This window comes from Zhenpiania hominis, assembly GCF_014333425.1.
Classification (GTDB): Bacteria; Bacillota; Clostridia; order Peptostreptococcales; family Anaerovoracaceae; genus Hominibacterium; species Hominibacterium hominis.
This window is the reverse complement of record NZ_JACRYT010000001.1, coordinates 369,327-388,619: the sequence shown is the minus strand read 5'-3', so window position 1 is coordinate 388,619 and position 19,293 is coordinate 369,327. Positions and strand designations below refer to the sequence as shown.

The window sequence follows — 19,293 nt, the reverse complement described above, 5'->3', positions numbered from 1 at the left end:
CCAAAATTTTGTGAGAGTACCCGGACGCCCAATACGGCATTATCCGGCGAAACACGTTTTTCAAAAAAACAAAAAGGGGCAGGTTCCCCCACCCCTAAGTAAAGTCATTCACTTAAAAATTCTTCCACTGCCTTCCGGACGTCGTTTCCGTCCGCCAGGCCTTTTACCTTCTTCATCACAGCGCCCATGAGCCTGCCCATGTTCTTCTTGTCCTTTTCAATCCCCATCTCATCCGCCGCAGCCTGTACGGCTTCTTTGATTTTGGATGCGTCCATCTGTTCGGGAAGGTAACTCATCAGAATCTCAATTTCGGCTTTATAGTCATCCGCTAAGTCCGTTCGTCCAGCTTTTTCAAAATCAGAGAGGGCATCTTTTCTCATCTTAACCTGTTTCGATAAAATCGCGATAATCCCTTCATCATCCAGCTCCTGCCGATTGTCAACCTCATATTGCTTGATTGCGGCACGAGCAAAGCTAATCGTATTCTTTCTGACTTCGTCTTTCGCCTTCATAGCGTCTTTGAAGTCAGCCATCAGTTGTTCCTTTAAGGTCACTTCTAAAACACCTCGAATCTACGCTGCCGACTTAGTATTTCTTTGCCTTTTTTCTCGCAGCTTCAGACTTCTTCTTTCTCTTTACACTCGGCTTTTCATAGTGCTCTCTTTTTCTGAGTTCGGACATAACGCCGTCTCTCGCGCAAGAACGCTTAAATCTCTTCAGCGCACTTTCCAAGCTTTCGTTTTCTCTAACAATTACCTGTGCCATTTCCGTTTCACCTCCTGACGTATTCTGAAATCACATAGATGCTCTGGAACGGTCTTATTGATAACGGTGCTATTATACTATTCTTTGTACAATTATGCAAGGCTTTTTTGGTACAAAGCCTGCTGCCTCAGCCTGGAGGCCAGGTCATTTTCCGCTTTCCAAGCAGGTGGAAATGCAGATGTTTTACGGTTTGGAACCCATCTTCCCCGCAGTTATTGACAAGGCGATAACCATTCTCAAGCCCCAGGGTCTTCGCGATTTCTTTTACTTTTGTCATAATATAACCCATCAGCTGCTGGTCATCCGCCGATACATCATCCATTGAGGCAATATGTTTTTTCGGAATAATCAGCACATGTACCGGAGCCTGAGGCTCCAGATCATGAAAACAGATTATTTGGTCATCCTCGTAAACAATATTTGACGGAATTTCCTTTTCTGCGATCTTGCAGAAGACACAATCTCCCATATCACTTTTCCTCCATCATTTTATCGTAAAGTTTCATGGCACAGGTACCTCCCTCGCAGAATGCCTGCGGCGTATTGTCCCGTATGAGCTGTCCCAGTCCGCTGAACTGCACAAAAGCCATGACAGCCGCCATCGAAGCAACAATTATCACATAAGTTTTCCTGCTCATTGTCCTGTACCTCCTTTTTTTCAGTATACCAGAAATTCGCCTTTCATTCCATCTAAAAATGGTTCTACCAGCCTTACATCGCGAAATTTGTTGAGCAGGCCATCCAATTCGCTATCCTGGCCCTCCTCCGCAGGAAGGTACACGCGAATGTAATTATCGGTATAACCGGTCAGAGCGTGTTCTTCTTCTTTGTACTCTTCCAACAGGACCTTCCGAACCTTCCCCCGGTTTTGTTCCAAAAAACGCTGGCAAGCCTCTTCACCTGCCTCCATCAGCATCTGGCTCCGCGCCTTTTTCACCGGTTCCGGGATCTGTCCCTCCATAGCCGCCGCCTTTGTATTTGGCCGCCTGGAATATTTAAAGGCATGTACCCTGCCGAATCCCACTTCTTCAATCAGACGCAGGCTGTCCTGAAAATCTTCTTCCGTTTCCCCTGGGAACCCCGCGATCAGATCCGTAGTAATCCCGTATTCCGGCTCATAGTCTCTCAGCGCTTTTACAATATCCAGGTACTCCTGCCTCCCGTAAGGACGGTTCATGGCTTTTAAAATTCGGTCGCTTCCGCTCTGAGCGGAAAGATGCAGATGATGGCAAAGTTTCTCATATGAAAGCAGTCGTTTTACATATTCCGCATTGACAACCGCAGGTTCCAGAGAGCTCAGGCGGATGCGAAATTCTCCCGGCAGACGGTCCAGCCGCTCAATGACCTGTTCAATTCCGTCCGGAGCTCCTTCTTCTCTGTAAAATCCCGCTTCCGCACCATAGAGCGCCGTATTGATCCCGGTCAGAACCAGCTCTTTATATCCCTTCGCCAGCAGGAGCTCCGCTTCCTCAAGGATATGGGAAACCGGTCTGCTCCGAACATTTCCCCTGGCAAAGGGAATCACGCAATAGGAACAGAATCGGTTGCACCCCTCCTGTACTTTGATATACGCTCGCGTCCGGTCTTCCACCGCTGTCACAGGTCCCATCTCTTCATAGTCGTTCAATTCCTCGTAAGCCAGCACATGCGTCTGCGCTTTCCGCTCTTTCAGGAATTCTTCGATATACTCGATTAGGCGGTGTTTCTCATTGATGCCGACCGTCAGATTCACCCCCTCTATATCCGCGACTTCCTCTGGCTTCATCTGCACGTAGCATCCGGTTACCGCCACAATGCTCTCCGGGTTTACTTTTTTCATTCTGCGGATATACTGACGGGATTTGCGATCCGCAAGCCCTGTCACCGTACAGGTGTTGATTACGTACACATCCGCAAATTCCGTTTCCTCCACGATTTCATAGCCCTGCTGCCGAAACTGTCGACACAGAGCTTCTGTCTCATATTGATTCACTTTACACCCTAATGTGTGAAACGCAGCTTTCATTGTCTGTTTTTTCCTTTCTCCTGATATCCGCTCGCGGCTTCTTTCCTTATTATATTGAAATCGCAGAAAAAGTAAAGAGGCGGCGAGGAAACCGAGCGCGCCAACAAACAGATGAAAACTTTTTTATATTTTCCATTTTCCCGCATATATTTTCTATATACCCCGAATACAAAGGAGGACGGTCTTGAAACAAAAACTGTTCAAACTTCTTGCGGCTCTGGCAGCCGGTCTTATTGCGGGCTTCTCGCTTTTTGCCTGCCAGCACTCTGTCCAACCCTCCGTCAACAGCAGCGGAAATATAAAATGGGTCGATTTCGACGTAACATATGAAGCTCTTGAACAAACGATGGAGCTGGATATTCAAACCTACGATCAGCAGCCTCATATCAATTGGATCGACTCTCTTGCTTATCTGGGCGCTAAATACGGAGGCGATTTTTCAAAATATGACCAAACCGATCTGGAGCCTTTTGTTTCACACCTCCAAAGCGGCCAGAAGCTGGAAGACTTCACAAAAGACTACAAGTATTTTCCATATTATAAAAAAGCTTACGGCGCTGTTCTAAATGGATTCCTCGGCTATTTCAAGCGGGAAGTTCCAAACGAGGACGGAAGCGGGGAAACCCACTGGGTGGAGCAGTACGGGTTAAAAGGATTTTTTCCCCTTGCGGAAGGATACCATTATACCCATGCAGACGATTTTGGAAAGCCCCGCAGCTATGGTTACAGCAGGAAACATCTGGGACATGATCTGGCGGCAGCTACCGGAACGCCCGTTGTGGCCGCGGAGGGAGGAATCATCGAAGCCATCGGTTGGAATCAGTATGGAGGCTGGCGGATCGGAATCCGGAGTTTTGACAAGGAACGGTATTACTACTACGCGCACCTGCAAAAAGATCACCCTTATGTGGAAAATCTGTACGTCGGCCAGTCCGTCACAGCCGGCCAGGTAATCGGGTATGTGGGGCAGACCGGCTACAGCCTGAAAGAGAACACCAACAATATTGATACACCCCACCTTCATTTCGGCATGCAGCTGGTTCTCGATGAAGAAGCAAAGGATAGTCCGAATCAGGTCTGGATCGATCTTTACGCCCTCACAAAGCTTTTGTCCCATCATACATCTGAGGTTGTCCCGGATGGAGAAGAGTACGTGCGCAGATACCAGTTCTCGGAGGAAAGTTATTATCTGGCTTCCGCGAAAGAGGAATTGCAGCAGACACAGACTCTGGAGAATTCTCAGCCGCAGGAGTCTGATACGGCCCAGGATCCGAGACAGCAGGTACGCCTGCCTGTTCTGATGTATCACAGTCTTTTAAAGGACCCTGCGATGCAGAACAGCTATGTCATTAGCCCCAAGCTTTTTGAACAAGATCTGAAATATTTAAAAAAACACGGCTATACATCAATCCTCATGTCTGATCTTATTGCCTATGTGGAAAATGGAAGACCGCTTCCGGAAAAGCCGATTCTGATTACCTTTGATGACGGCTACTATAATAACTATCTTTACGCTTTTCCCCTGTTAAAAAAATATCAAGAAAAAGCGGTTATCTCCATTATTGGGAAAGAGACCGATAAAGACAGCCGCAGCGGCGGCGGCCACGCCACTTATTCCAGTCTAACCTGGGAACAGGTTCAGGAAATGGCTGCTTCCGGACTTGTAGAGATTCAAAACCACTCTTACAACTGTCATAAAAACACAGGCGGGAGGAACGGAGTAAAACGAAAATCCGGTGAAAGCAGACAGGCGTATGACAGATTTCTAAAAAAGGACTTATCAAAACTTCAAACGAAAATACAGGATGCCACCGGCACTGCGCCCAGCACTTTCACCTACCCCTTCGGCGCTGTCAGCAGGAGCAGTTTGAAAACGATTAAAAAATTGGGATTTAAAGCGTCTTTGGGCTGCGAAGAAGGAATTAACACCATAAAAAAAGGAGACCCCGACAGCCTTTACTTTTTAAAACGCTGTCTGAGGACTCCTGAAAAATCAAGCGCCCGCTTTTTTGAAACAATGGGCAAAAAGTAAATTTTCCCCGCTTTTGTCTACCGTTTCAGGAAGTTGTCGGAACGCGTTACCGTTGCCGGCGGCGCCGGATCCAGCTCCCGATCGGTGATGCCGAGGATCTCTTCCGGACGAATCCACGGCCTGCCCTGCAGAGCGCTGGTTTCCTCATGTGTCAGATACCCTTTATATACGGTTAGGCTCCTGCGAAGGAAACCGTCTTGTACACATGCTTCCGCTACACCGTCATTCAGCAGTTTGAGGAAATGCGGAAGCATGGAAGCCGCGTACGCTACGGATGTCGATCCCGCAATGGCACCTGGAATGTTGCTTACGCAATAGTGAATGACTCCGTTTTCCACATAGGTCGGGTTTTCATGAGTCGTTTCGTGAAAGGATTCAATAGCTCCATCTGTATCGTTACTGATATCCACAAGAACGGAACCCTTCTCCATCAGCTTCAGCATTTCCCGATCCACAAGGAAATCCGGGTTTCCTTTCGGCCACTTCACACAATTGAGAATCATGTCTGTCTCCGGCAGCAGGCTGCGGATATTCTCTTTCGTACAGTACATGGTATCTACCGCGTTCTGATACCGCGCCTCCACCTCGCGAAGCACGCCCAGATTAATATCCATCACCGTCACTTTCGCTCCCAGGGCGTGGAGCACGGACAGCGCCGCTTTTCCGACAATTCCCGCTCCCAGAATCAGAACATTCATCCCCGGAGCACCCGCAAGTCCGCTTACAAATTTTCCTTTTCCGCCATTGGTGGTAAGCATTGCGTTCAATCCCGCAAGGGCTCCCTGTTTTCCGGCCGCTTCACAGTTGGGCGATCCATAGCGGTGAGAGTCTTCCGCGGTAAAGGCGATCACCTTTTTGTCTAAAAGCGCCTGTACTTCTTCCGGATGAGCCGCTGGATGGATACAGGTCACAAGAATCTGCCCTTCCCTCAAAAGGTCGTATTCGGAAGGTTCGATTTCTTTTACTTTCGTAACCAGATCGCACCGACCGAAAATGTCCTCTGCCGCAGGAACGATTTCCGCTCCGGCTTCCTCATAGGCGCGGTCTTCAAATCCGGCCCGCTCTCCCGCTCCGGCCTGAACCAGCACCTCATGCCCGCAGCCGGCAATGCTCCGCACCTCCACCGGCGTTACAATGGTGCGGTATTCTCCGTTCTTAATATCTTTCAGCAATCCAAACTTCATCGTTTTTCCTCCCGTCTATAATTCCAACTCATACATCAGCATCGCCATAGCCGCAGGGCCCGCTGTTTCCGTCCGCAAAATCGTTTTTCCCAGAGAAACACAGTCCGCGCCTCTCTCTTTCAGCTGTCGCGCCTCTTCATCGGAGAATCCCCCTTCCGGTCCGATAATCAGCGCCACCCGCCGAGGCTTCGTTTCAAATCCACGCAAACAGTCTTTTATCGTCCTCCCCGTCTCGTTTTCGTACGGAAATACGATCCGGTCAAATCCATCCAGCGCTTTGACCATTTCCTTGAAATTCCGCGCGTCTCCGATCTCTGGAATAATCCCTCGCCTGCACTGCTTAACTGCCTCCGCGGAAATTTTCTGCCAGCGCTCCTGCTTTTTATAGAACTTTCCTCTATCTACAACAACCGTCCGTTCCATAAATACCGGAACGACTTCGTAAACGCCCAGCTCCACACATTTCTGGATGATCGTCTCCATCTTCGACTGTTTGGGAATGCCTTGAAACAAGGTCACCTGGAGTTCCGGCTCTCTTGCGAATTTCTGTTTGTCCAGGATCTCGGCTTCCACCTCGTCTTCTCCGATAAAGCAGATCCGCGCCGTATATTCCCACTGAGCGGAGTCGGAAATCTCAATCTCCGCGCCTTCTTTCAGGCGAAGCACCTTTACAATATGCCGGACATCTTCTCTGGAACGGATAAAAATGCTTCCTCCTTGAACATCCGACGCGTCAACAAAAAATTTGCTCATCCGTTTCTATTTCCGTGCCGCAATCGCGCACCATTCTCCTTTTTCCCGAATTTCCAAGATCTCAAATCCCGCCTCGCGAATCGCTTTTTCCACCTCTTCCTTCCTCTCTGTGAGAATTCCCGAAGAGATAAAGACTCCGCCCTCGTTCAGATGTTCCGCCGCAGGCTCCGCAAGCTGAATCACTAAAGGCGCGATCAGGTTGGCAGCGATGAGATCCGCTTTCTCATCCACGTCCTTTGTCAGATCGCCTTCTCTGATTTCCACCAATTCGCTTACGCCGTTGGCGCTGACATTTTCCCTAGCCGTACGCACCGCGTCCGGATCGATTTCAATTCCCAGCACCCGGCTGCTCCCCAGAAACGCCGCGGCAATGGAAAGGATTCCGGATCCGCATCCGATATCCAAGACGCTCTGCCCCTCTTTCAAATAATGCTCCATCAGCTCCATACACATGGTCGTCGTCTCATGGGTGCCGGTACCAAAGGCCATTCCCGGGTCCAGTTCAATTACCTTTTCGCTGCCGGTCTTCTCGTAAGTTTCCCAGGTCGGCTTTACAACCAGAGTCTCCGTTACTTTCGCCGGTTTGAAGTACTCCTTCCATTTATCCTTCCAGTCCTCATCATCTACAACCCGGTCTTCCGCATAGAGCCGTCCCAGATCCGCATCCCAGCCGAACACGCCTTCCATCTCTTTGCTTTTTAACATCATCACAGAAATCTTCAATTCCTGGACCTGCCTGCGGCCTTCCTCTGTATCTTCAAAAAATACAGAGACTACCGGTTCCTTCTCCTGATTTTCCAAAAGAGATCGATCGATATAGTCCCATTCGTACTCATTCTTTTTATCCAACAGCTCCTCCGCATCTTGCGGATCGTCTACGACCACTCCGCTGATGCCCTTTTCCATCAGCATTGCCGTCAACGGTTCGACTCCCTGATGGCTGGTATAAATCTTAACTTCAATAAATTTCATCTGCAACCTCCCGCATCTGTTTTATTATATAGAAAAACAGGGCTTCCGACAAGGGCTGCCCTGTTTTTTTGCGCAGTTTGTACGAAAAGGCTTTTATGCCGTTTTTCCGTCTCCCCGGTACAGCAAATCGTAGTGATACACATTTTTATACCGTTTGAACATTCCAAGCGCCAGCGCCGTTGTTGTAACCTCCGCGAAGGGAAGGGTCATCCAGACTCCGTGCAGGCCGAACAGCCAGGACAGGAGGAAAGCTCCAACCAGCACCATAATCAGCGCTCTTGACAAAGAGATCAGCGCGGAAATCTGGCCGTTTCCATAAGCTGTGAAAAAGCCGGAGGCAAACACATTCACACCGGTAAACAAAAACGCTGCCGACAGATACCGAATCCCTGTCTCCGCCATTTCGTAGACCGGAGTTCCCTTTGGCTCATAAGCCTGAGCGATAAGGGGCGCGCAGATAAAGCACAATACTGCCAGAATCACAGAGGAAGACAGCATAAAGACCCTTGAATATTTCAAAAATACGTTTACTTTCAGATATTCTTTCGCCCCATAAAAATAGCTGATCAGCGGCGCTACGCCTGTAATATAGCCAAGATGTACGGAAATCAGAAGATAATGGGAGTTCAGCACAATACTCAGGGCCGCCACGCCGTTTTCTCCCGCCAACCGTATGACAATCATATTGAAGAAGAAAGTTGTAATTCCTACCGAAGCCTCTGATACCATCTCGGAAGATCCGTTCAGCATGGAATGAGCGATATATCTGCCGTCCCATTTCGGCTTTACAATTTTTAACTGCGTCTCCCGGAAAACAAAATAACCCGCTCCGATTAACATGACGGTCACCATACCGGCCAGAGTTGCCCACGCGGCGCCTTTAATCCCCCAGTCACAGACAACGATAAATACATAATCCAGACCAAGATGTACGATTCCGCCGGACAGATATAACATTAGCGTAAAGCCCGGACGTCCGTCCACACGGATAAAGTACTCAAACAGCACTCCCAGAAAAGCCGCCGGAATAGCCAGAATCAAAATCTGCGCGTACCCCTTGCAATAATCCCACAGACGTTCCGTTGCTCCCAGAAAACCAATTATCTCATCAATAAAAATAAATCCCGCGATAATCATCGCTACCCCGATGGCTGCGGAAACAATACAGATCAGGGTAAACTTCTCATCCGCTTCCCGATACTTTTTTTCACCCATTTTAATGGCCACTACCGCGCTGGAGCCGGCGGCCAGCATGACCGAAACACCCCAGACAATTCCCTGGATCGGATATACGATAGACAGAGATGCCAGCGCGTCCGAACCGACAAAATTCGAGACGAAAATACTGTCGATGATATAATAGAGTCCGATTACCACCAGCATGATTACGGATGGCGTAACAAACTTCACAAAATTCCCAAGTCTTACTTCTTTATCAAATAAATGTTCCATTCTATCCTGCCTTTCCTTTTCACAAAAAATATGATAAAGTATACGGTAACCAAACAGTCAATAGGAGATCAAAAAAATGACGACGAACCTAAAAGACTATTTTACTACTGGAGAATTCGCCCGGTTATGCAATGTAAAAAAACAAACCCTATTCCATTACGATGATATCGGTATCCTCTCTCCTGAAGTAGTGGGAGAAAATGGATACCGCTATTACTCCTACACACAGCTTGAAATCTTCTCCACTATTTCCATGCTGAAAGAACTGGATATGCCTCTCGCGGAAATTAAAGACTATCTGGATCACCGCAGCCCCCAGGCCTTCCTGGAACTTCTGGAGCAGCAGAAAAAAGAGGTTGATGAAAAAATCAAAGAGCTGCAGTGGCTCAAGCGCTTTATACATACAAAAATGGGTCTTACCAAAGCGGGGCTTTCTATACCTGTAGGAAAGATTCTTTTGGAAAACCGCCCCGAAGAATACCTGATTGTAACCGAGTATAACGGGGAAGACGAAGACAAGGCTATTACCACCGCTATGACGGAACATCTGAATTTCTGTCACAGTCTGGATATTTACAGCCCTTACGCTATCGGAGGTATGATTCCGGTAGAATGTCTAAAAAATGAAAATAACTACGTCTATTCCCATTTTTATACAAAAATTTCCAACGCAGGGTTCCCGGAAGCAGTTGTCCGACCGGCTGGCGTATTCGCGGTCTGTTGTGATAACCAGGGCTATCGAAATGTGGTGGGAATCTGCCAGAAACTCCTCAATTATGCGGCGGAACACGGGTTTTCTCCAGGCTCGCATATTTACGAAGATGTACTCCTGGATGAAATGTCAGTCAAAGGTTATGACAACTACACACTGAAGCTTTCTCTGCCATTGATGGATGGATAGGAGACATGATCCACAGGCTCGTTCATGGAAAACCTCCACGCGCGAACATTTATTTCAAGCCTTTGAAGGGCTCCATATCGATTTCCTCTCCGCGTTTTCTCTGTTCCAGGGCGGAAAGCACCCGATTGTACATCTCCTTTGTTACCGGATAGCGCGCCATCATCACAATGGACAGAATCATAAAGAGGACCGGGATCAGAGTAAAACACAGATGGGTCCACAGCAAGGTGGACTGCGCCTGCACCGAAGCCGTTCCGTTAAATCCCGCGAATTTAAGAATCAACCCCAGAAGCTGCAGTCCCACAGCATTTGCCAGGGATTCAGAAAGGGACTGCAGAGAAATGACAAGTCCGGCCCGTTCTTTCCGATTGACCAGCTGATCCACTTCGCATACATCATAAATCATGGCCGGAATCAGCTGCCAGTAACAGATGCTTCCCATGCAGTAGGCGATAGCGTAAATTCCGGCCGCCGCTAAGGAGGAAACGCCGATAAATCCATACAGCCCCATTACCGCTACGGAAAACGCCATTCCGGCGATAAACAGCGTCCTTTTATCGAATCTCCTGCCGAGCGCCGGAATGACCGGCACAAACACGGAAGAGGCGAAGGTCATAATCGCCATGACAACCGTAATTGCTCCCGGAGAAAGCCGCATATTATAGGTGAAAAAATACATTCGATCGGAACAAAAGATGGCGTACCCGATCAGATAAAAAATACTGGCTCCTAAAATAAAACGGATGGCCCTCAGCCGCAAAATCTGAACATAGTTTTTTACCATATCCGCCACGACATTCCAAATTTTTTTCAGACTGTCCGTTCTTCTTTTTGCGCTCTTGTCTTTCTTTTTTCCCAGTTCTTCCCCCTCTGGCTCCAGCTCTTTCGGATCTCGAATTCCCAGAGCGCCGGCAAAAATCGTAAGACCCGAGCACAGGCCGCAGAAAATCGCCATCATCTGCCAGCTTCCGGACTCGCTTTTCCCCCACTGCATCAGCAGATCCACGAGGATATTTGGCAGAATCATTCCAATGGCCATCCCCAGATTGTTAAACAAAAACGTATATCCTCTCAATACGGTCCGCTCATCGTAGTCCTGGGTCAGCTCCGCACCCCAGGCCAGATAAGGCACAAAAAAGACAGAAAATGAGGTCCAGAAAAGAATTACCATCACTGTATAATAAAAAGCCCGAAAACCTGCCCCCGCGTCGATAGCGGTAAAAACCAGGCTTGTAAAGAGTGCCAGCGGGAAAGCCGCAATCAAAAGATAGGGTTTCCTTCTCCCGAATCTGGTTCTCGTATGATCCGATAGATATCCAACAACCGCTCCGCATAAGGTTTCCCAAATTGCGCCGACAGCCGCAATGGTCCCAGCGACACCCGGATCCAATCCTACAATGGTGCTGAGGAAAAAGATAAAAAAGGTTCCTGCCAGATTATAAAAGGCCGAGTCTCCAACACCTGCCAGCCCATATGAAATTTTTGTCTTACGCTTCAGTTTCATGGATACTCTCTCCTTTCAGTAATTGTTCCACTCTGATACTGTCCCTGTGTCCACAGCCAAGAAAAAACCCGGCGTACCGCCAGGCACACCAGGTTTTTCCGCCTCATCTCTGTTCTTTATAACAGGACTGATTTACTGTTCTTCCGACATCAGCATCGTCCAGTATTTATCATATGTCTTCATAGCGTCACCGACATCCAGCTGCAGGAAATAATTTTCTTTCATTTTCTGCGGGATATTAATTGCCGGGTGTTTTTTGTAGGAATCCGGCATCAGTTCTACCGCCGCTTCATTCGGGCAGGAATAGAAATTATCATCCTGCAGGTTTTCTGCCATGTTTTCCGCATCCAGCAGGAAGTTCAGGAATTTTTCCGCGTTTTCCTTATTTTTCGCGCCCTTCGGAATTACGAACTCATCCACGCCCAGCTGAATCGGATCACTTAAATCAGCAACTTCCAGATTATCCATAGCGTCAAAGGCTCTGGTTGCCTGACCGTCGAATACAAAACCTACAGAAGCCGCTCCGTTAATCAGCAGTTTTTCCGCGCTGTCAGAATCGAATCCGGCTACATTTGGTACATAATCCTGCAGCCATTCATAAGCTTCTTCAATTTCTTTATCATTTGTACTGTTCGGATCGTACCCCAGAGAAACAAGGGCAATCGGGAACAGATTACGCGGACCTGTTACAGACGCGATCTGCCCTTTCAGCTGTGGATCCAGCAAATCCTCATAAGATGTAATTTCGACCGGACAAGTATCCTTGTTATAGATTACATATACATAATTCATGAAATAAGGAATCGCATATTTGTTTTCCGGGTCAAACTCTCTGTATTTATAGGCATCACCCAGGTTCTCGAAATTCGGAATATTGTCCAGATTGATCTCTTCCAGGTAACCGCCTTCGATCAAACTTGTCATATCCGCGTCACACGGCATCACCAGATCGTACTGTTCTCCGCCTCCGCTGGTAATCTTAGCTGCCGCTTCTTCAGACGTACTCATATAGGAAAAGTTCACTTTGATCCCGGTTTCCTCCGTAAACTTATCAACTACGTCCTGCGACATATAGTCCGACCACATGTAAACATTTACTTCACCTGTGTTTTCTTCTTCTCCTCCGCCTCCACAGGCCGCAAGCGAGAACACCATTACGCCGATCACGGCAAATGCAAGGAATTTCTTTAACCTCTTCATTGTCATCTTCCTCCATTCTTAAAAATAAGATTTAATATTTGTCGAAGCTCTCTTTTTAAGGATCGCCTGAACAACACTATTAAGTAAAATACCGATCAACAACACCGCGACCATGAGGGAGGTCAGTGCGTTTACCTCCGGAGACAATCCGACTTTTACCATTGAAAGAATTTTAACCGGCAGAGTCGTCGCGTATGGCCCTGAAACAAAGTTACTGATAATAACATCGTCAATGGACAAGGTAAAAGACATGAACGCGCTGGATAAAATTCCCGGGACCAACATGGGTAGTGTGACCCGAAAAAAAGTCACCAGACGATTCGCGCCCAGATCCATAGAAGCTTCTTCAATGGAAAGATCCATTCCCGACATTCTGCCCCGCATGATAATCACCACAAAAGGAATACAGAAGGTCGCGTGGGCCAAAATCATAGCTGTCATGCCGAGAGGAAAATTAGCTACCTCAAACAGCATCAGAAGCGAGATACCAAGAACGACTTCGGGCACTACAATCGGGATATAAAGAGAACTGCTAACCGCCTGCTTTAGCTTAAACTCAAACCTTACAAGCCCCATGGCTCCAATGGTTCCAATAATAATAGAAATTGCCGTTGCCGCGATAGCCACAATCAGAGATACCCACAAAAATTCCAACAGATCCGAATCCGTAAAGATCTTTTCGTACCATTCCAGCGTAAAACCGTTCCAGTAATAATTGTTTTTCTGATCATTGAAAGAATAAATGATCATAACGATAATCGGGATATAGATGAACAAGTATACCAGAAACGCGTATACATTGCTGATCCTCCCCCAAGTTTTTTTTCTTCTTAGTCGCTTACTTAGCTTTTTCTGTTCCGACATCTAGCACACCTCCAGATCATCCAGCTTGCCAACTCTTGTGTAGATCCACATCATAGCAAGTGTAATCAGAATCAGAAGGATCGCCAGCGACGCTCCAAAGGGCCAGTTCTTTGTCATCAGGAACTGATTCTTAATCAGCGTACCGATAAGCATAACCTTGCCTCCACCCAACATTTCCGGAACATAGTACATGCCCAGAGACGGAATGAATACCAGCAGCACACAGCCTACAATTCCCGGCATAGTCAAAGGAACCGTCACTTTAAAAAAGGTCTTCGCCGGTTTCGCTCCCAGATCTTTTGACGCCTCCAGCAGAGATTTGTCCAGTTTTTCAATGGATGAGTAAAGAGGCAGTACCGAAAACGGCAGCATTGCGATCAACAGCCCCACTATGACAATTCCATCGCTGAACAGGAAATTAATTGGTTCGGATATAATTCCAAGCTTCAGCAAAATCAAATTGATAAAGCCATTCGGCATCCCCAGCTGATTGATACTGAACAGCCGCACCAGAGAACTGGTCCAGTACGGAATCATTACCAGCATTAGAAGCTTTGCCGCGGTTTTCGACGGCTTGCTGGCAATATAGTAAGCCAGCGGATAGCCGACCACCAGACAAATCACCGTTGTAATAAAGGCCATCTTTATCGACTTTCCAATTACCGAAAGGTACAGCGGCTGAAACATTTCCTTATAATTATCCAAAGTAAAGGTGTATTCAATGTTGCCGTAAACATCTCTCGTCATAAAGCTGATGAATAGAATATATAGCATTGGCAGCAGTATGAAAATCAGCATCCATATGGAAATGGGTCCCGCTGTAACCGCAACCGGCATTTTCCTTCTGAAGCCGCTCATGCTTCCACCTCCTGTGCCTTGATTCCGGTGGCATCCTCTAAATCCCAATACAGATAAATCCGATCTCCCTCTTTCAGATCATTATCATGTTTCACACGGTTTATCTTCACATCATATCCGTTATCCATGGTAACCAGAGTGCGGTACTGCGCTCCTACAAAGATTACATTCTTTACCGTACCCTCCAGGCTGAATCCGTCAATTGGTGTTTTACTGTATTTCATAACTTCCGGCCGCACGCAGACGTGGATTTGCTCTCCCTGTTCAAATCCGGAAAGCTCCATCTTGACGTTTCCCTGCTCCACCTTTATCTCCGCAATATGGTCCTCCATTTTTTTCACTTCTCCGGTGAAAATATTGGATTCCCCGATAAAATTGGCAACAAACCTTGTCTTCGGTTGATTGTAGATTTCACTTGGAGAGGCCAGGTGCTCAATTACGCCCGCATTCATAACCGCAATTCGATCGCTCATGGTCATCGCTTCTTCCTGATCATGAGTAACATATACAAATGTAATGTTCAAAAGCTTCTGCAGCCGCTTCAGCTCTATCTGCATCTGCTTTCGGAGCTGCAGATCCAGCGCGCCCAGAGGTTCATCCAAAAGCAGAACCTTTGGGTTATTGATAAGCGCTCTCGCGATAGCGACTCTCTGTTTTTGTCCGCCGGACATCATATCCGGTTTCCGGCCTTCAAATCCCATCAGCTGCACAAGTTCCAGCATTTCCTTAACCCGCTCCCGAATTTGGTCTTTCGGCACCTTTTTCACGGTCAGTCCGTAGGCGATATTATCATAAACCGTCATATGCGGGAAAAGGGCATAACTCTGGAAAACAGTATTAACATCTCTTTCGTAAGCTTCTTTCTCTTCTACCCGTTCTCCCTGAACTTCGATCACGCCGTTGGTCGCATCTTCAAAGCCCGCGATCATGCGAAGGATCGTTGTTTTTCCACAGCCGGACGGGCCAAGGAGAGTGAGAAACTCACCCTCATTAATATCCAGATCCATATCTTTAATAACATGGTTGGATCCAAAAAATTTATTTACCTTCTTTAACGAAACAATCGGTTCGCCCATCGTCTCTTCCTCCCGCCTGTTATCAATAATCAAATTGTCTGTAGTATCTGCGGAAGTCCAGGCTGTGTCCGGTATTCAGTTCGTAATGAGCCGCCAACCGTTCCGTTACCAGCGCCGTTAAAATCATTGGAGAGCAGATCACTCGGAACTCCTCGTCAATTCCTTTCAGATCATAATCCTTGGTATCAATTACAATCAGCTTGTCCGTAATTTTCTGACAAAAGCGTTCTACACGGTTGTCCAGTTCGCGATATTCGTCTTCTCCTTTAAACAGGAATACAGGTACATCTTTATCAACCAGTTCCAATGTTCCATGGAAAAAGTCAGCAGAAGTAACGGATTTTGTTCTCACCCACTGCATTTCCTCCAGGATACACATAGAGAACAGATAAGTTTCCCCCCAAAGGGTACCGGAGCCTACGAAGATATTGTACGGCTCTTTCGCATAAGCCCTGGCAATTTCAGCTGCTCTCGGTTCAAATTCTTCCCGAATCCGCAGAAGATTTTCATGCAGAACGCCCATCTGATCTGCGAACTTTTCATAATTCGGGAATTCCCCCCGGTTGTATAAAAGTCGAAGTCCAAGCATGAAGAACATCATATAGGAGTCTTCACAGTCTCCGCACGGATTGGCGATAATATAATCCAGTTCTTTTGCCAGAGGTGTCTCGTTGTTCTTTGTAAAGCCGGCCACTTCAATTCCCATCTCTTTACACATTTTGACTGCCGCTAAAATTTCCTTTGTATCTCCGGACGCGGATACGGTAATTACCAGCGAGTCTTTTGTCAGATAGCGCTTGTCTTTCTTAATACAAAGTTCCGCGGCATTTTCCAGATAAATCGGAAGATCCGTATAGTGCTTCATCACATGAACTACCGGATGCCATTCGGCCCAGGTTCCGCCGATCCCGATAATTACGATATTGTTGTATCCCCGTGCAGTCACTTTGTCTGCCAGTGCTTCAATATCTTTTCGCTTGCTGTAGGTTGTCTTTCCTTCCTCTATGTACTTTTTTACGTCAAAATTACGCATTGGACTTGCTCCTCCCAAAATAAAAATTAACATTAAAAACTCAGTTTTCCAAAAACCATTGAGAATACAAGGCGTTTCGCCTGCTCCATGCTCGGTTTTCATGTATTTCCCCTTGTTTTTGCCCTTACGAGCCGAAACAAGGGAAAGTTCTTTATGCCCCGCCGACTACCTTGTCCAGCAGCCTTGCGGAAGTACGCTTCGCTTCCCTTGTAGCGTGTGCGTAGATGGACATCGTGGTATTGACATCGGAGTGCCCCAGCAGCTCCTGCACATCGGTGGGCTTTGCCCCGCCCGACAGCAGGTTGCTCGTGTAGGTGTGCCGCAGCATATGGAAGTGGAAATCTTCAAGCCCTTCGACCTGTTTCCTTGCCTTCCGGCATACCTGCCCGACCGCCCCGGCGCTTTCAAACATCCCGTCCGGCCTGACGCAGACAAGGGATAATTCCTTGTACCCTTCGGGGGCTTGCTCCGTCCCCGGCAGGCTGTAAACCTCGTAGTAGCTGCGGTCTTTTTCCTTTACTACAGTATAGTAGTTCAGGTGGTAAAGCTCCCCGTACTGGAAACGGTTTTTGTGCTGCTCCGCCTTCGCCGCCCGCAGGATTTCCGCCAGCGTGTCGCAAAAGTCCACGGTACGGACTTTGCTCCGCTTGGTCGTCCCTATCTCGGTCTTGTGCCTTGTGCCGTTGTACCGCATACTGCGGCATACCGTCAGGTACTGCTCGTCCAGATTGACGTCCTGCCAGGTTAAGCCGCAGACCTCGCCAATGCGAAGCCCCGTGTAGTAGGCGATCTGTACGGGCAGCAGCGCAGGGTTTTCCCTTTCTTTCAGATAGCCGGTCAGCTTCAGGTATTGCCCGTGGGTGATGGTCGGACGGGAAACCGCCCCGGCTTCCTCCCCGCAGAAGATGTCCGCTTCCTCTTTCCGCCCCCGCAGCCGTACATACTGCATCGGGTTGAAGGTAATCAGCCGCTTCGGGAACACCGCAAAGCGGAACGCCCCTTGCAGCACCGCAGAGAACTGGAGCATATATCCCTTGCTCATAGGGGGAGAGACCGTCCCGTCCGGGTTTGTGCCGCCGTAGCTCATAAAGTCAAGGAACGCCTGCAAATGGTCGGCTGTGACGGTTTTCAGCCTGCGGCTTCCTATCGGGTATTTCCTGATCTTTTTGACCGCCGCCGTGTACGCCATGACCGTCCCGTTGCTCAAGCTGCTGGGCTTTAAATCTTCCTCAATCCACAGATCCAGCATTTCGCCTACGGTGATGTTCTCCGCCTTGCCGACAAACCTTTTGGCTTCGTAATCTTCCATTGCCTTGCGGAGCATCGCTTCCGTTTCGCTTTTGCTCTCCGTGCCCGCAAACTCCTTCTGTACCTGCCTGCCGCTTTCATCTTCGATATAAAAGCGGTAATACCACTTCTTGCCTTTTTTCCTTACAGAACCTTTTGCCATAGATAAAAATTCTCCTTCCTATCCGTGGCAATCGGGACTGTGACATATGGTGTGCGTAAAATAAGTTGTGTCACTTCCGCCGGTTGGTTTCAACCGGCCTGTTTTTTTGTCAAGGTGCCACGGAATTTTCTTTTTCGGACAGCCGTGCTTCGGCTTCCGCCACTATCCCGAAGAGGTCGCCCATGGATACCTTTGTGCGTCCCTCATCGTAGATATGTAAAATCCCGTCAAGAAATCGCTTCATATCTTCGATAGGCTGTTCCATTTCCCTGCGATATACCCGTTCGGTAATCGCCCCGGATTCAACCGCATACCGCCTGAGCGATTGTTTCAAGCCTTCGTCCTCCGCTACACGGTCAACCTCGGCCATGGCGTCTGCAAAATGGCAGGTCAGGATTGTGTAAAGGTCGATCAGCTTTCCGAGAAAGGTTGTCATAAGCTGCCGGTGCCCGTCCCCTTTGACGGTGGAAGCAACCGTATCCAGATACTTCCTGATGTGCTCCGTCAGCTCGTTTTCACAGAGCGTCGGGACGGAATACTCTTTTTCTTCCGAAAGGCCGGTCAGCCATTCGGGCGTGGTCAGCAGCGCTTCCGCAAGCCCGTTGATGACCATGCTTCTTGTGGGGTTTACCCCGTCCGTTTCATACCGCTGAATGGTGGACTTGTTTACGCCCACACGCCTGCCGAGTTCGGGCATGGAGATTTTCAGTTCGTTTCTCCGTTCCTTGATTCGCAGCCCTACCTCTTTTGCGGTAAGCATTTTCCTGTCATTCAAGGCTTTCACCTCCTAACGAGTACTATCATAGCATAAGCGAGTTGAATTTGCAACCCTGTTTTGCATATTTCTTTGTAAAAATTTATTGAATGGGCTTAATACGAGTTGACAAGCGATAGCAAAGTAAGTATAATAACAATGTAGAAGTTGCAGAATGAGTATTTTGGAAGGAGGTCGAGAGAATGGACACAGTCAAAATGGGATTTACCATAGAGGAAGCGGCGGAATGTACGGGGATCGGCAGGAACACCATGCGGAAGCTGGTGGACTGGGGGAAGCTGCCCGTGCTGAAGGTCGGGCGCAAGACCATTATCCGCAGGGACACGCTGGAGCGGTTTATGACCGTCAATCAGGGGAGGAATCTTCTGAAGCCCGACGATGTCCGAAAGGTGGAGTAACCACTTTCTCAAAGCCCTCGGCGTTTGAGAGCGAAATACACCCCTCGCACAAACCTGCGGTTTGTACTCCG

The 19,293-nt window shown here is 48.1% G+C and carries 20 protein-coding genes; 3 read left to right on the top strand and 17 right to left on the bottom strand.

All coding sequences use genetic code 11. From position 1 onward, the window contains the following. Positions 1 to 104 precede the first annotated feature (104 nt). From H9L42_RS01945 to mtaB, 5 genes are all read right to left on the bottom strand, one after another. The gene (locus H9L42_RS01945) at positions 105 to 554 is read right to left on the bottom strand and encodes a GatB/YqeY domain-containing protein (protein ID WP_187301756.1); all 450 of its coding nucleotides are present in this window, start codon (positions 552 to 554) and stop codon (positions 105 to 107) included. A 31-nt stretch (positions 555 to 585) separates the two neighbouring features. Further along, entirely contained in the window at positions 586 to 765 is a 180-nt protein-coding gene (rpsU, locus tag H9L42_RS01940) for a 30S ribosomal protein S21 (protein ID WP_022146591.1), read from the bottom strand. A gap of 127 nt (positions 766 to 892) precedes the next feature. Further along, positions 893 to 1,234 (bottom strand): histidine triad nucleotide-binding protein, encoded by a 342-nt coding sequence (locus tag H9L42_RS01935; RefSeq protein WP_187301755.1) that lies wholly within the window; start codon positions 1,232 to 1,234, stop codon positions 893 to 895. Position 1,235: 1 nt separating this feature from the next. Continuing rightward, a complete protein-coding gene (locus tag H9L42_RS01930; RefSeq protein ID WP_187301754.1) occupies positions 1,236 to 1,403 on the bottom strand; it encodes a hypothetical protein in 168 nt (55 codons plus the stop codon). Positions 1,404 to 1,423: 20 nt separating this feature from the next. Beyond that, positions 1,424 to 2,770 (bottom strand): tRNA (N(6)-L-threonylcarbamoyladenosine(37)-C(2))-methylthiotransferase MtaB, encoded by a 1,347-nt coding sequence (mtaB, locus tag H9L42_RS01925; RefSeq protein ID WP_187301753.1) that lies wholly within the window; start codon positions 2,768 to 2,770, stop codon positions 1,424 to 1,426. Between the two features lie 184 nt (positions 2,771 to 2,954). On the opposite strand from mtaB, the gene H9L42_RS01920 reads away from it, so the two are divergent. Further along, positions 2,955 to 4,802 carry a polysaccharide deacetylase family protein gene (locus H9L42_RS01920; RefSeq protein ID WP_187301752.1) on the top strand — a complete coding sequence of 616 codons (1,848 nt, stop codon included), beginning with the start codon at positions 2,955 to 2,957 and terminating at the stop codon, positions 4,800 to 4,802. Positions 4,803 to 4,819: 17 nt separating this feature from the next. Here the strand turns inward: H9L42_RS01920 and H9L42_RS01915 are convergent, their stop codons facing one another. From H9L42_RS01915 to H9L42_RS01900, 4 genes are all read right to left on the bottom strand, one after another. Next, complete coding sequence (locus H9L42_RS01915; protein WP_187301751.1) at positions 4,820 to 5,986, bottom strand: alanine dehydrogenase; 1,167 nt, start codon at positions 5,984 to 5,986, stop codon at positions 4,820 to 4,822. A 15-nt stretch (positions 5,987 to 6,001) separates the two neighbouring features. Further along, the gene (locus H9L42_RS01910; RefSeq protein ID WP_187301750.1) at positions 6,002 to 6,739 is read right to left on the bottom strand and encodes an RsmE family RNA methyltransferase; all 738 of its coding nucleotides are present in this window, start codon (positions 6,737 to 6,739) and stop codon (positions 6,002 to 6,004) included. 6 nt (positions 6,740 to 6,745) lie between these two features. Continuing rightward, positions 6,746 to 7,711, bottom strand: coding sequence for a 50S ribosomal protein L11 methyltransferase (gene prmA / locus H9L42_RS01905; protein WP_187301749.1), 966 nt, complete (start codon positions 7,709 to 7,711; stop codon positions 6,746 to 6,748). Between the two features lie 93 nt (positions 7,712 to 7,804). Beyond that, complete coding sequence (locus H9L42_RS01900) at positions 7,805 to 9,163, bottom strand: MATE family efflux transporter (protein WP_187301748.1); 1,359 nt, start codon at positions 9,161 to 9,163, stop codon at positions 7,805 to 7,807. Positions 9,164 to 9,239: 76 nt separating this feature from the next. Here H9L42_RS01900 and H9L42_RS01895 point away from each other — a divergent pair, with 76 nt between their 5' ends. Continuing rightward, on the top strand, positions 9,240 to 10,064 hold the full coding sequence (locus tag H9L42_RS01895) for a MerR family transcriptional regulator (protein WP_187301747.1): 825 nt from the start codon (positions 9,240 to 9,242) through the stop codon (positions 10,062 to 10,064). A gap of 49 nt (positions 10,065 to 10,113) precedes the next feature. On the opposite strand, the gene H9L42_RS01890 is transcribed toward H9L42_RS01895, so the two are convergent. The 8 genes from H9L42_RS01890 to H9L42_RS01855 all read right to left on the bottom strand — a co-directional run bounded on the left by H9L42_RS01890 (position 10,114) and on the right by H9L42_RS01855 (position 18,824). Continuing rightward, the gene (locus H9L42_RS01890) at positions 10,114 to 11,568 is read right to left on the bottom strand and encodes an MFS transporter (RefSeq protein ID WP_187301746.1); all 1,455 of its coding nucleotides are present in this window, start codon (positions 11,566 to 11,568) and stop codon (positions 10,114 to 10,116) included. A gap of 132 nt (positions 11,569 to 11,700) precedes the next feature. Continuing rightward, the gene (locus H9L42_RS01885) at positions 11,701 to 12,768 is read right to left on the bottom strand and encodes a polyamine ABC transporter substrate-binding protein (RefSeq protein WP_187301745.1); all 1,068 of its coding nucleotides are present in this window, start codon (positions 12,766 to 12,768) and stop codon (positions 11,701 to 11,703) included. 18 nt (positions 12,769 to 12,786) lie between these two features. After that, positions 12,787 to 13,632, bottom strand: coding sequence for an ABC transporter permease (locus tag H9L42_RS01880; protein ID WP_187301744.1), 846 nt, complete (start codon positions 13,630 to 13,632; stop codon positions 12,787 to 12,789). Further along, entirely contained in the window at positions 13,633 to 14,490 is an 858-nt protein-coding gene (locus H9L42_RS01875; RefSeq protein WP_187301743.1) for an ABC transporter permease, read from the bottom strand. It abuts the gene before it with no gap. Continuing rightward, on the bottom strand, positions 14,487 to 15,566 hold the full coding sequence (locus H9L42_RS01870; protein WP_187301742.1) for an ABC transporter ATP-binding protein: 1,080 nt from the start codon (positions 15,564 to 15,566) through the stop codon (positions 14,487 to 14,489). Before H9L42_RS01870 ends, H9L42_RS01875 begins: the two co-directional genes overlap by 4 nt. A gap of 22 nt (positions 15,567 to 15,588) precedes the next feature. Next, positions 15,589 to 16,599: an SIS domain-containing protein gene (locus tag H9L42_RS01865; protein WP_187301741.1), complete on the bottom strand. Its 1,011-nt coding sequence runs from the start codon at positions 16,597 to 16,599 to the stop codon at positions 15,589 to 15,591. Positions 16,600 to 16,750: 151 nt separating this feature from the next. Further along, positions 16,751 to 18,049, bottom strand: a complete 1,299-nt coding sequence (locus tag H9L42_RS01860) for a tyrosine-type recombinase/integrase (protein ID WP_187301740.1) — start codon at positions 18,047 to 18,049, stop codon at positions 16,751 to 16,753. Positions 18,050 to 18,158: 109 nt separating this feature from the next. Then, the gene (locus H9L42_RS01855; RefSeq protein ID WP_243235609.1) at positions 18,159 to 18,824 is read right to left on the bottom strand and encodes a helix-turn-helix domain-containing protein; all 666 of its coding nucleotides are present in this window, start codon (positions 18,822 to 18,824) and stop codon (positions 18,159 to 18,161) included. A 182-nt stretch (positions 18,825 to 19,006) separates the two neighbouring features. Here H9L42_RS01855 and H9L42_RS01850 point away from each other — a divergent pair, with 182 nt between their 5' ends. After that, complete coding sequence (locus tag H9L42_RS01850; protein ID WP_187301739.1) at positions 19,007 to 19,222, top strand: helix-turn-helix domain-containing protein; 216 nt, start codon at positions 19,007 to 19,009, stop codon at positions 19,220 to 19,222. Positions 19,223 to 19,293 lie beyond the last annotated feature (71 nt).